Source organism: Rhodoferax sp. (assembly GCF_011391645.1).
GTDB lineage: Bacteria > Pseudomonadota > Gammaproteobacteria > Burkholderiales > Burkholderiaceae_C > Rhodoferax.
The window spans coordinates 1-12774 of sequence record NZ_JAABQC010000084.1; the positions used below are offsets into that span (position 1 = coordinate 1).

Annotated in this window: 12 protein-coding genes; 6 read left to right on the plus strand and 6 right to left on the minus strand. The window is 61.9% G+C overall.

From position 1 onward, the window contains the following. The 4 genes from GPS82_RS10680 to sixA form a co-directional block, all read left to right on the plus strand. Positions 1 to 349: esterase-like activity of phytase family protein (locus GPS82_RS10680; protein WP_296494399.1), on the plus strand; the 349-nt coding region annotated here is incomplete at its 5' end. Positions 350 to 444: 95 nt separating this feature from the next. Then, a complete protein-coding gene (locus GPS82_RS10685; protein WP_296494401.1) occupies positions 445 to 1404 on the plus strand; it encodes an alpha/beta hydrolase in 960 nt (319 codons plus the stop codon). 69 nt (positions 1405 to 1473) lie between these two features. Then, positions 1474 to 2787, plus strand: a complete 1314-nt coding sequence (locus GPS82_RS10690; RefSeq protein WP_296494403.1) for an MFS transporter — start codon at positions 1474 to 1476, stop codon at positions 2785 to 2787. Between the two features lie 32 nt (positions 2788 to 2819). Beyond that, the gene (gene sixA, locus GPS82_RS10695) at positions 2820 to 3281 is read left to right on the plus strand and encodes a phosphohistidine phosphatase SixA (RefSeq protein ID WP_296494405.1); all 462 of its coding nucleotides are present in this window, start codon (positions 2820 to 2822) and stop codon (positions 3279 to 3281) included. Between the two features lie 30 nt (positions 3282 to 3311). On the opposite strand, the gene GPS82_RS10700 is transcribed toward sixA, so the two are convergent. From GPS82_RS10700 to GPS82_RS10720, 5 genes are all read right to left on the minus strand, one after another. Next, positions 3312 to 4160: a GNAT family N-acyltransferase gene (locus GPS82_RS10700; protein WP_296494406.1), complete on the minus strand. Its 849-nt coding sequence runs from the start codon at positions 4158 to 4160 to the stop codon at positions 3312 to 3314. Positions 4161 to 4244: 84 nt separating this feature from the next. Continuing rightward, positions 4245 to 5009 (minus strand): lysophospholipid acyltransferase family protein, encoded by a 765-nt coding sequence (locus tag GPS82_RS10705; RefSeq protein ID WP_296494408.1) that lies wholly within the window; start codon positions 5007 to 5009, stop codon positions 4245 to 4247. A gap of 7 nt (positions 5010 to 5016) precedes the next feature. Next, on the minus strand, positions 5017 to 6519 hold the full coding sequence (locus tag GPS82_RS10710; protein ID WP_296494412.1) for a CYTH and CHAD domain-containing protein: 1503 nt from the start codon (positions 6517 to 6519) through the stop codon (positions 5017 to 5019). A gap of 19 nt (positions 6520 to 6538) precedes the next feature. After that, positions 6539 to 7282, minus strand: a complete 744-nt coding sequence (locus tag GPS82_RS10715; RefSeq protein WP_296494414.1) for an alpha/beta hydrolase — start codon at positions 7280 to 7282, stop codon at positions 6539 to 6541. 6 nt (positions 7283 to 7288) lie between these two features. Further along, complete coding sequence (locus GPS82_RS10720) at positions 7289 to 8302, minus strand: M14 family zinc carboxypeptidase (protein WP_296494416.1); 1014 nt, start codon at positions 8300 to 8302, stop codon at positions 7289 to 7291. Between the two features lie 418 nt (positions 8303 to 8720). Between GPS82_RS10720 and GPS82_RS10725 the strand changes: the two genes are divergently transcribed. Then, positions 8721 to 10589, plus strand: a complete 1869-nt coding sequence (locus tag GPS82_RS10725) for a pyruvate kinase (RefSeq protein ID WP_296494418.1) — start codon at positions 8721 to 8723, stop codon at positions 10587 to 10589. A gap of 57 nt (positions 10590 to 10646) precedes the next feature. Further along, the gene (locus GPS82_RS10730) at positions 10647 to 12137 is read left to right on the plus strand and encodes a Ppx/GppA phosphatase family protein (protein ID WP_296494420.1); all 1491 of its coding nucleotides are present in this window, start codon (positions 10647 to 10649) and stop codon (positions 12135 to 12137) included. Positions 12138 to 12163: 26 nt separating this feature from the next. Here GPS82_RS10730 and GPS82_RS10735 read toward each other — a convergent pair whose 3' ends face one another. Continuing rightward, the gene (locus GPS82_RS10735) at positions 12164 to 12748 is read right to left on the minus strand and encodes a YqiA/YcfP family alpha/beta fold hydrolase (protein WP_296494422.1); all 585 of its coding nucleotides are present in this window, start codon (positions 12746 to 12748) and stop codon (positions 12164 to 12166) included. Between the last annotated feature and the right edge of the window lie 26 nt (positions 12749 to 12774).

Below are 12774 nucleotides of genomic sequence, written 5' to 3' on the forward strand. Positions count from 1 at the left end.
CCCGGTCGCATCCCCCAATGGTGGCTGGGTGGGCCTGTCGGACATCACGGCTTTGGGCAACAACAAATTCCTGGTGATCGAGCGTGACAACCAGGGTGGCCCGGATGCCCGCATCAAACGCCTGTACCGCATCGACCTCACCGGCAAAGCTGATGGCGCAACCCTGAGCAAAATTCTGGTGCGCGACCTGATGGCTGATCTGCGCGGCCCGGCGGGTCCTGTGGTGGAAAAGATTGAAGGCTCGGCGCTTCTGGCCAACGGCGATGTGATCATCGTCAACGACAACGATGGGGTCGATGACAACAGTGGCGAAGTTCACTTGATGAATCTGGGCAAGCTGCTGAACTGATCGCTCAAATAGGTTCCCTGCCAAGCGGGACAGGGGGACTGCCCAGCGCAGCCCCTTGTTAACATACCCGCCTTGTTACTTATTCCGGGACGCCAATGCAACAAACAAGCTGGACGCCTGATGTGCTGGCTGGCTTTGAGCAAACCACCCTGACGGGACTGACTGCTGCAGATGGTCCGGCAGACGCCGTGCTGGTGCGGCGACGCTGCAACAGCGCCGATTCAAAGGCGGTTTTGTATGTTCACGGCTATGTGGATTACTTTTTTCAGACCCATCTGGCCGACTTTTACAACCAGGCCGGGCTGCATTTTTATGCGCTCGACCTGCGCCGCCACGGCAGGTCCTTGCGCGGGCACCAGCTACCCAACCACACCAGCGACATTGACGAGTACCTGCAGGACGTTGATGCGGCTGTGAACGTGTTGCGCACTGCAGAAGATATTGACTGGCTGCTGCTCAATGGCCATTCCACCGGGGGGCTGGTGGCGGCCCTGTACGCGCACCGCGGACCATTGCGCTCGGCGGTGAGTGCCGTGTTCCTGAACAGTCCTTTTCTGGACATGAACCTGCCCGCCTGGCAACAGCGCTTTCTGGAGCCCCTGTTGGCCGCCCTGGGCAGATGGTTTGCGCAGCTGAAGATACCCGCCACAGCCTCCATCTACGGTCAGAGTCTGCATGCGGACCACCATGGCGAATGGCGCTACAACACCGATTGGAAACCCGTTGCCGGGTTCCCGATATTTGCCGGCTGGTTCCGGTCCATTCACCGCGCCCATGCCGAGGTTGCCCGGGGGCTGTCGATTGAATGCCCGGTTTTGGTGATGTGTGCCCAACGCAGCAGTCGGCCCACGCAGTGGTGCGATGATGCCATGCGCACTGACGTGGTGTTGAATGTGGCCGACATTCAACGTCTGGCGCGCAGCCTTGGGTCGCAGGTCACGCTGGTGGGCATTGAAGACGGCATGCACGACCTGGTGCTGTCGCAGCCCCGCGTCAGAGCCCGGGTGTTTGCCGAATTGAAGGCCTGGCTGGTAACAATTGGCGGAGCCCAATGAATTTGAGACATTGCGGGCCGGACCACTCGCGTGGCGACGCGCTCTGACCCCAACTGATGAAAGGAACACATGGCTTTGTTTTCACAGGATGACCTGAACCCCGGTGTGCGCAAGCGCGAGGTCTTTGGCTGGGCCATGTACGACTTTGCCAACTCGGGCTACACCACAGTGGTGATCACCGCGGTGTTTGCCGCTTATTTTGTGGGTGGTGTGGCCGGGGGCGCGCCCTGGGCCACGTTGGCCTGGACGGCGGCGCTGAGCGTGTCGCATGCCATCGTGATGCTCACCATGCCCAGCCTGGGCGCCTACGCCGACCTGCGCGCGGCCAAAAAACGCCTGCTGGCCATTTTCACCATGGGCTGCGTCGTCTTCACGGCGGCACTGGCGCTGGCCGGGCCCGGCAGCGTGGCATTGGCGGTGGTGCTGATCGTGGTGTCCAACACGTTTTATGCCTGGGGTGAATCAATGACGGCGGCTTTTTTGCCCGAACTGGCGCGTGCCGATTCTTTGGGCAAGGTCAGCGGTTGGGGCTGGAGTTTTGGCTACTTTGGCGGCATGCTGGCGCTCGGGCTTTGCCTGGCCTATGTGCTGTGGGCACAGGGCCAGGGCCAGAGCGCCTCGCAGTTTGTGCCGGTCACCATGCTGATCACGGCGGCCATCTATGGCACGGCTGCGCTGGTCACCTTTGCCCTGCTCAAGGAGCGGGCGCAGCCCAACCCGGCGGCGCTGGCGCAAGGCGGCTTCAGGGCGTCTTTGCAGCAGTTGCAACACACCTTTCACCAGGCCCGCCAGTTCAGGGATTTCATGTGGCTGCTGGTGTGCGCTGTGTGTTACCAGGCTGGCGTGGCGGTGGCGATCGCGCTGGCCGCCATTTATGCCGAACAGGTGATCGGCTTTGCGCAGCAGGAAACCATGGTGCTGATTTTTGTGCTCAACATTGCGGCTGCGGCGGGGGCGTTTTCGTGGGGTTATGTGCAGGACCGCATCGGCCACAAGATTGCGCTGGCCAGCACGCTGCTGGGCTGGATTGCCACCTGCGTGATTGCCGCCCTGGCCACCACCAAAGGTGATTTCTGGTACGCCGCGGTGATTGCCGGCCTGTGCATGGGCAGCAGCCAGTCGGCCGGACGCGCCATGGCAGGCCTGTTTGCACCGCAGCGCCAGATTGCCGAGTTTTATGGCCTGTGGACCTTTGCCATCCGTCTGGCCAGCATTGTCGGCCCCTTGAGCTACGGCGTCATCACCTGGGCCACCGGTGGCGACCAGCGCACCGCCATCCTGAGCACCTCGGTGCTGTTTGTGCTGGGCCTTTTGCTGCTGATTCCAGTGAACATGCAGCGCGGGCGGGCGGCAGCGCTGCGGGCAGACCAGGCCTGTCTTTAAACTTTCATATTTTCACGTTACATTTTTGCACCATGGATCTTATTTTGTGGCGCCACGCCGAAGCGCAGGAATGGACGCCGGGCTGTGATGACATGGCCCGGCGCCTGACCTCGCGCGGCGAAAAGCAGGCGGCGCGCATGGCCGCCTGGCTGGACCGGCAGTTGCCTGACAACACCCGTGTTTTGGTGAGCCCGGCGCGCCGCACCGAGCAGACCGCCACCGCATTGGGACGCAAATTCAAGATCCGGCCCGAGCTGGCGCCGGACGGAACGGTGGCGCAGTTGCTTGAACTGGTGCAATGGCCGGACGCCAGGGGATGCGTGCTGGTGGTGGGGCATCAACCCACGCTGGGGCAAACCATTGCCCAGTTGATTGGATTGAACGTGACTGAATGCTCGGTCAAGAAGGGTTCGGTCTGGTGGCTGCGCGACCGCCAGCGCGAGGCACTGCTGCAAACCCTGATCGTCACCGTGCAGTCGCCAGAAGTGCTCTGACGCCCCGGTCACAGGGCGAATCGGCTGGCCTTATTTGCCCAGAAAATGCTTGCGGTAACGTGGCGGCAGGTCGTTGATGCGCATCATCATGGGCAAATCTGCGGTGTTGAAGTCAGGGTCCCAAGCCGGTGCCCCCAATATTTTGGCGCCCAGGCGCAAATAACCCTTGATCAGGGCCGGCGGCTCAACCACCAGGCTGCTGTCGAGTTGCTCCACCGGCAGCGGCAGGCGCGGCCGCACATGGTGCTCAATGGGCGCCATATGCGTGGTCTTGAGTTGCTGCCAGATGCTGGCCGCCACGTCGCCGCTGATCACACCGTTGTGCAGCATGGGGATGCTGGCGCAGCCAATCATGGTGTCAAGCTTGTTGCGCACCATGAATTCCGCCAGCGCGCCCCACAGCGCCATGATGACCCCGCCATGGCGGTAGTCCGGATGCACGCAGCTGCGACCCAGCTCAACCATGCGTTCACGCAGGCTGCGCAGGCGTGTCAGGTCAAATTCAAGGTCGCTGTAGGTGCTGCCCACGCGCTTGGCTTGGGCCGGCGTGAGCAGCCGGTAGGTGCCCACCACTTCGCGGGTGGCTTCATCGCGCACCAGCAGATGCTCGCAGTAGTTGTCAAATAAATCAATGTCGTGGCCGGCCAGGGGCGTGTTCAGGCGGGCGCCCATCTCTTTGGCAAAAACATCGTGCCTCAGGCGCTGGACCTGGCGCACTTCGTCCTGGTGCTTGGCCCACGAAACCAGCAGAGCACCGCGCTCAGCTTGCGGCGCCTTGGGCTGGCTGGTGCCCTGGAAGTACACAGCGGGTCGGTGAAGCAACCCCCTGGGCAAGGACAATGGGGACAGGGCAAAAGTCGGGTTGGGCAGTTCTTTCATGTTTTTCTCCTTTGGTTGAAGCCCAATGGTGACCGTGCCACATGACGTGCATGTGGCGATTTCGTGGCAATTTGATGACGCGATTCAGGCCTGGAGATGCCGGGCCAATGCGGCGTTGACAGCGTGCTGCGTCATTTGCGCAAGCACTCGCCGGTCTCGCCCGTTGGCGTCAATGGGTGGCAGGTAGGTCACGGTGACCTGGATGCCCGGGGTGCAAATAATTTTCCACAGCGACTGCATCAGGGTGGTGTCTTCAACAAAGGCAGCCGCATCGTGCCGGGCACCCTGCTTGTCGTGGTAAAAAATGGCGATCGGCTGAACCTGCGCACCCGCGGCAACCGCGCATTGCAGCAGGGGTGCGTGAAACTGCACGGCTTGTTCAGCCGTGGTGGAGGTTCCCTGCGCAAACAGCGCCACCGCACTGCCCTGCTGCAACAGGCAAGCCATGCGCGCATTCACGTGCACCGTGTCACTGCGCACCGCGCGCCGAATGAACAAGGTTCCCGCGCGTTGCACCAGCCATCCCACCGCTGGCCAACTCTTGACCTCGGACTTGGCGACAAAGCGGGCTGGCGTGCGCACGTTGAGCGCAAAAATATCGAGCCAGGAAACATGGTTGGCCACCATAAGACAGGCGGCTGAATTGGTTGCCCCCGGCTGGCCACTGACGTGATGCTGCACCCGCAACAGCTTGAGCAGTCCATGCGACCACCAACCCACGAAGCGGCGCTGCGCGGGCGAACTTAGCGAAGGGTAAACACAGGCCACCGCAAATGCGCCCACAGCATGGACCGCCAAGCGACTCAGGCGCAGGCTGATCACCATCAGCAGAAATGGCGAACGGTTCATGCCGCTGTCACTGCCGGCCAGACTGGCTTGAGCCCACGGCAACGCCGCGCAGAAACGCCGCAATGGCGGGATCCAGCGCATTGCCGGCCACCAGCGCGCCGGCCTGTGCAACATCACGGGCCAGCCCCAGGCTGGTTTGGAGCCTGAGCGCCTGTTCACCGCAGGCCTTGGCAAGTCGTTTGGGCAACAGCTGGCGCAGGGCTTCGACCGCATAACGCAGGCGTTTGGCAAGAATGCGCACCCGGTGCTGCTCTTGCGCGCTGTGGGCGTTCATTTGGGCCGCTTCCAGCCGCTTGTGCAGTCGCACAATCTGGCCTTTGGCCCAGTCGCGCAGTTCTCCCTTGCGCCCTGGCCCGGTTTTTGGCACGGCAGACAGGTTCTCCAGCCATTCGGTCAGGGCCAGCAGGCACAGCCCGACGCGCGGCTCCTGCAAGGCGCGCCGCAACGCCTGACGCTGCAGACTGGCGGTGTGGGTCAGTGCCGCCATCAAGGTCTGCCAGTCTTGCGCGCGTTGTGCGTCCTGCTCGACATAGCTGCTCGAAAGGGAGGGCAGTGTCTCGGTAATGGCCACATCAAGGTTGCGCATCTCGCCCAGGTTGGTCAGCAGCGTTTGCAGTTCGGCCCAGGCGGGTATTTCTGCTGCAGCCAGCGTCTTGCGGAAAAGACGCAAAGCTGATTTGAAGCGCCGCCAGCCAACGCGGGCCTGGTGCACCACCTCCGGGTCATCCGAAGTGCGAAGCGCGTCGAGGTTTAGGGTGAACTGGGCAAACATTTCGCGCAGCAAGACTTGCGCCAATTCAGGCCTGGTCAAACGCACATCGAGTTTGGGGGTCTGGGCGCGTTGCGGCAAGTGGAGGGCGGCTTGCGCCAGCAAAAAGCCGCGCTGGGCCTTGCTCAGGTTGGCGGGCAACACCGCCAGGGTGCGCGCCATTTCCCGGGCAATCTCAAACAGCGCCGAGGGCAGGCCCGCTTTCAATTCAAGTTCGAGTTCACAAATGGGGGACTGCCTGCCGCCGGCTTCGACCTGTCCGATATCCAGCGCCACTTCGACCACACTGCCATCACGCCTGCGCACCAGCCACAGGGTGCGCTCAAAACGGGTCACAAAGCTTGGCACCAGTCGCTCAAACAAGCTGCCGTCGGCATCGATCTCAGACCAGTGCGTGCCCTGAAGCGCAGCCCGCTCCAGCGCCTGGCCCGCAACAGCGGTCTCCCATTCGCCGCGCCGGCTCAAGGCCGATGCCTCACTGGCCGCTGTTTTCAGCGTTTGCAGCCACTGCGGATTGGCGTCACCGCCGACCCGGCGCAGCCGCAGAACAGCCCCTTGCTGGCGCAGCAACTGGTCGGGCGTATCAAAATAAATGTTGTACAAAGACAGGCACGACGGCTTGCGCCGCGCCAGCAAAGGCGCATGGGCAAGGCGCTTTGCCAGTGCTGCCGGGTCGGCACCGGGCAGGCACAGCTTGAGTTCAACCTCTTGGGGCGCGGAGCTGCGGGGATGTGACTTCATGCCATGCCAATCTTTAACGTTATGCCAAAAACCATTCTCGCACCTGCCGGGCAACCCAGGGGCCGTCGTCCAGCGGGATATCGTGACCCGCGTCCGGGTGAACGCGCAAGGCGCATTGCCATTGCCTGGCCAAGGCCCGGGAGCAGGCCACCGAAACCAGATGGTCCTGTGCGCCTGCCAGCAGCAAAGTGGGCGTGACGGGCGAGTCGACGGGTGCGTGAAACCGGGCCGCCGCCAGCAATTGGCGCAGCGCGTTAAGCCCCAAAACCGGATTGGCGCGGCGCAATCTCACCCATTGAGGCAACACAGATTCATCGCCGCGATTGCTGGTCATTTGCAAAATGGCACGCTCCCAGACGGGGGGCGCTGCACCCGTCAAGATCAGGCGCAGCAGCGCAACATAGTTTGCCGGCAGAAGGCGTTGGTAAAAGGGGTTGAAGGGGCGCATGCTGGTATTGATGAGCACCTGAGCCGCAATTTCTTTCGGGTGCAACTGTGCCCAGGCTACTGCCACCATGGCGCCGAGCGACATGGCCAGCAGGTGGTGTGGTGGCTCAATATCGCGCATGGCGAGTTGCTGGCGACAGTCTGCCACCATGTCCTCCACCCGGCAGGCACTGGTGCGGTGATTCAGCAGACCATTGCCCGCCAGGTCCAGTGTCACCACGGCTTGATCGGGCCATGCCTGCTGGAACTGACCCGCAAAATCACCCCAGTGACGGGCTTCGCGCGTCAGGCCACGCAAAAAAATCCAGCTTGTCATGGTTGCCTAGTACCAGTCTTGCAGGGCTTGTGCATGATGTTGTGCCCGGTTTTCTGGCGTTGGCAGCCAAAGAGGGTGGCCGCAGGCCGCGCGTGACAAAAAGTCCAGCAGCAAATGGTGTTGTCGCAACACGCGCTGCTGGCGGTGCTCGATCAAGGGGTTGAACATGCCGTGCCGTGAAAACAACTGGCGCGGATTTTTCTTGACCCACAGCCAGGACCCCATCTCCAGCGTCAGGGGCAAAAACACGCGTTGCGGTTGCGTGCAAGATTGCAGGTACAAATGGTCCCACAAGTCGCCGTGGGCCAGGTACTGAAGACTTTGCGGCTCGATCACGTAGCGATGGTGGCTGTGCGACTGGACAAAAATGTTCTTCAACGCCTGCATTTCTGCCAAATGGGCAATCGGCGCGCGTTTGTGCGCAAATGGAAACCAGATGCGGTCCCTGGCGCCAAAGCCGGAATGGCAGTCCACCGACAGACTGAAATCGCGGCTGAACAACTCAGCGGCCACCACATCGCAAACCGCCTGGTTTTCAGGCTCCATGGGGTCTTCCCTGGCACCACGGTACCAGGGCAAACCGGCACTGATGCGTTGTCCGCCCACCAAAAAAGGCACCGGCTCACTGGCTTCGACGGGCGCGTTGCGCATCAGGTCAACGCCGTTCGGATTGGCACGCGTGCCCAGCGCCATACCGCCAGGATTGACAATCGGCATGAACACCAGGCGAACGGTCTCCAATTGCCGATGCAGGCTGCTGTCCCACTGCAGCCGCATGACAAGACTGTGCAAATACGCGATCACCACCTCTGCGCCGATACGCTCCAGACCATGAACACCGCCAAAATAACCGACTGCAGGAACCTTGTTGTCCGGGTTACCCAGCGTCACCACATGCACCGGGTAAGCCCCGCCGTTGGCCAGCCGCACCTGGCACACCACCCGGTGCTCAAGCAAGCCGGCACCCAGTTCGATGATGCGTTCCAGCGCCTCAAGCTCGGGCAATTCAAGTGCGGTCACAGCAGCCTGGCAAACGAACAGATGGAAATGTCAACATGGTGGCGCAGCATAAAGTGATTGGGTGACAAAACAGTGACACGATGATGACGCCAAAGGATTGGCGCACTGACACAAGCTTGTCATTTGCACAAGTTACGGTCCTTGATCTGAAAACACCTTTGACAGGCGCCCCACCATGCGACATAAAGCTAATTTCTTTCGCCTCCTGGCAGTCCCATCCTGCCTGCTCTGGGGCGTGCTGGAACTGATTCGTTTGCAGCGCTCCCGCTTGTTGATGCGGCGTTGATGCCGCCGCTCGGGTCGCGCGCCCTGAACCATGACCTTTTCATGACTTTTTCATGACTTTGTCATGATCAACCGCTATAAACGTGCCATGAGTAACCACGACCACCCCCCTGTTTCCGCACCAAGCCCTGACATGACGCCCCCCGCCGGTGGAGGCAACCCGCAGGATTTCGAGATTTGCATCAAGCTCATCAAACAACTGTGGGCGTTGCGCCAGTCCATGCTGGAGCGGGAGAAGGCGCGCCATGAGGAGCTTGAAAAGGTGTTGCCCGAGTACCGGCAAAGTGCCCGCAACCTGGTTCACTACCTGGCCCTGCGCAGTGTCGACATGCGCCCGCTGCAGGAGCAGCTTGCCCGGCTTGGTTTGTCGTCCCTGGGACGCTCCGAATCCCATGTGCTGGCCAGCCTCGACAAAGTGCTCGGCTTGTTGCACCGGCTGACGGGCCAGCCCTGGCAGGACAAGTCTGCAGAAGAGCCCGCTGGCAGCGTGAGCAGCCAGGAACTGCTCAAAAAGCACACCCTCAAATTGCTGGGCCATGCGCCGGCCGGCCGGTCGGTTCGCATCATGGTCACCCTGCCCTCCGAGGCCGCCGCTGATTTCAACATGGTTCAGGACCTGGTCGATGCGGGCATGGACATTGCCAGGGTCAATTGTGCGCATGACAGCGCCGCAGACTGGCAGCTCATGGCAGCCAACGTGCGTCGCGCCGCCAAAGCGGCACATCGCCCAGTCAAACTGCTGATGGACCTTGGCGGCCCGAAAATCAGGACGGGTGAGCTTGCCGCGCGCCCGGCCGTGCTGAAATTGAAGCCTGGCAAAGATGAATTCGGTCGTGTTTTCCGCCCTGCCCGCCTGCACCTTCGCCCCATCGACAGCACCGAAATGGTGCCTGATGTGGATGCCAGCGTTGGCGTTTGGGGCGTCTGGCTGGCGCGCCTGAAAGTTGGCAGCAGTATTGAATTCTCGGATGCCCGGGGTGCCAAGCGCCACCTGCTGGTGGTGCAAAACGATGAAAAAGGCGCCGTCGCCGAATGCCTGCAAACCGCTTACCTGACGCCAGAGTCGATTCTGACCCTTGGCGGGGGCAGCGCCAAGAAAAAGCACACCACACTGGTCTGCCAGATTGACAGCCAGCCTGGCAACTTGTTCCTGCAACGTGGCGACATGTTGCGCCTGACCAAGGAAGCCGCGGGCCAGGCCGGCCTCATCGAGGAAGACGCCGATGAACCCCGGCAGGGTTCGCTGCAGGTGGCGGTCACCCTGCCCCAGGTGATTGATCAGGTCAAGGTGGGGGAACGCATCTGGTTTGACGATGGCCGCATTGGCGGCGTGATTCGCCACAAGACCAAAGCCTGGCTTGATGTTGAAATCACCCAGGCGCGCCCGGATGGTGAAAAGCTCACCGGTGACAAGGGCATCAACCTGCCCGACAGCCAGTTGAAACTGCCAGCGCTCAGCGACAAGGACCTGCTCGACCTGACCACGGTTGCCACCGAGGCGGACATGGTCGGCCTGTCATTTGTCCAGCAAGCTGCCGACATCGACCTGCTGCGTGGCCACCTGCAGCGGTTGGGCCGGGAGGACATGGGGATTGTGCTCAAAATTGAAACCCTGCAAGGCTTTGAAAACCTGCCGGAACTGATGCTGTCGGCCATGGAAGCCAAGGTGTCCGGCGTCATGATCGCCCGCGGCGACCTGGCGGTCGAATGCGGCTACGAGCGGTTGGCGGAAGTGCAGGAGGAGATCCTTTGGTGCGCGGAGGCCGCCCACATGCCCGTGATCTGGGCGACCCAGGTACTGGAATTTATGGCCAAAACCGGCTTGCCGTCGCGGGCCGAAATTTCTGACGCCGGTCTGGGGGTGCGCGCCGAGTGTGTCATGCTCAACAAGGGCCCCTACATTACCCACGCGATTCGCACGCTCGACGATATCCTGAAGCGAATGGGCGGCCACCAGGCCAAAAAACGACCGCTGCTTCGCGCACTGAGGGCCTGGAATTAAGCAACTGCCCTGTTTCTGATGCTATGCTGGCGGCTCGAATAAGAAATTACCACGACCATGCAAACTACGACTCGCCTGGCGGCTGTTGACCTGGGTTCAAACAGCTTCCGGCTGGAAATTGGCCGTGTTGAACACGGCCAGTTCTACCGCACCGAATACCTCAAGGAGACCGTGCGCCAGGGCAACGGCCTGGATGACAACCGCAACCTGACACCGCAAGCCATGCAACGCGGCTGGGACTGTTTGGCACGCTTTGGCGAGCGCCTGGCAGGGTTTGCCGAAGCAGAAGTGCGGGCTGTGGCCACGCAAACCCTGCGCGAGGCCCGCAACCGCGACGAGTTTCTGGCCACCGGCACGCAACAACTGGGTTTCCCGATTGATGTCATCTCAGGGCGCGAGGAAGCCCGGCTGATCTACCAGGGAGTCGCCCAGGCCCTGCCGCGCACCCCGGAGCGACGCCTGGTGATTGACATTGGCGGTCGCTCGACCGAGATCATTCTGGGCCAGGGGCTCGAGCCCATCCAGATGGAGTCGTACCGGGTGGGCAGCATCGCCTGGTCGATGCGCTATTTTGCCGACGGCCTGTTTACCAAACGCGCCTTTCAAATTGCCGAAATTGCCGCCACGGCGGTGCTCGACGAAGCCCTGACCCTGTACGCACCCGACCAATGGGACGTGGCCTATGGCTCGGCGGGCACCATCAATGCCGTGGTCGATGTGCTGGTGGCGGCAGGCTGGCCGGCGGGATCGGTCACCAGCGAAGGCCTGGACTGGTTGCAAGAAAAACTGCTGGCGGCGCTCAGTGCCGACCGGCTGCGCCTGGCCGGCATGCGCGATGACCGCAAGCCCATCATTGGGGGTGGTTTGAGCGTGCTGCGGGCGTTGTTTGAGTTGCTCGGCATCAAGCGCCTGGAAGTGGCGAGTGGCGGCCTGCGCCATGGCCTGCTGCAGGACATGCTGGGAGCTGGCCAGCAGCACACTGATTTGCGCGACCATTCCGTGGCGCGCCTGGCGGCCAAGTTTGGCGCAGACCCGGCGCATGGCAAGCGCGTGGGCCTGATCGCCAATGCGCTGCTCCAGCAAATCACCCGGGGAGCGGTGAACGAGAGAATCAGCCGAAAACTCACCTGGGCGGCGCAACTCCACGAAATTGGCAGCCACATTTCACACAGCGACTACCACAAGCACGGCGCCTATATTCTGGACAACACCGACGCCCTGGGCTTTGCACTGACCGAACTGCACAAACTCAGCCTGCTGGTGTTGGGGCACCGCGGCAAACTGCGCAAGCTCGAGGCCGATTTTGAAGACCAGACGCTCATCCAGCAGCTGATGGTGTTGCGCCTGGCCGTGGTCCTTTGCCATGCCCGCCGCGACCCGGAGATCGCCGGCATCCGCCTGCATCAGGACGCTAAAAATATTCGCCAATTTGTTTTGACGATGGACAGCGACTGGGCCCGCTTGTTCCCCCAGTCGGCCTATTTGCTCAACGAGGAATGCGTGGCCTGGCAAAAAACACCCTGGTCACTGCGCGTGCTCGAGGACTGAGCCGCCGTGCCGCGCCTTGGGCGCATTCAAAGCAACGCCAGAAAGTCCAGGATCTCATCCAGATGCTGCTCAAAGTCGCTCAGGGCATGGTCGCCAGCCGGCAGCAGCTTGATGGCGGCGCCGGGGTAATGGCCCGTCATTTCTCGCCAGTCCAGCACCTCGTCGCCGCGGGCGATCACCGCAAAGTAGCGCTGCGGGCGGCTGATACTGGCCACTTCCTGCGCCAAAAGCTCATCGACAAACGCTGGATCAAAGTAAAAGCTTTGCGCCGGGTCGTGCCACAGCGCGTTGTCACCAACGTAAGCGGTCAGGTCGCGCGCCGGGTGCACCGCCGGATTGAGCAGCACCGCCTTGCAACCCAGGCGCTCGGCCAGCCAGGTGGCATAAAAACCGCCAAGTGATGAGCCCACCACCGCCATGCTGTCCCTGGGCCAATCGGCAATACCCTGCAGCACCTCGGCCATCGCCTGCCGGGGCGATGCCGCCAGCGCCGGGCACCACCAGACCACATCGGGGTGGCGACTGGCCACTGTGGCTGCCATCAGGCGCGCCTTGTTGGAAGCGGGCGATGAGCGAAAACCGTGCAGGTAAAGCAAGTGGGTGATGGGCATGGTGAAAGGATAATAGTGCAATACAG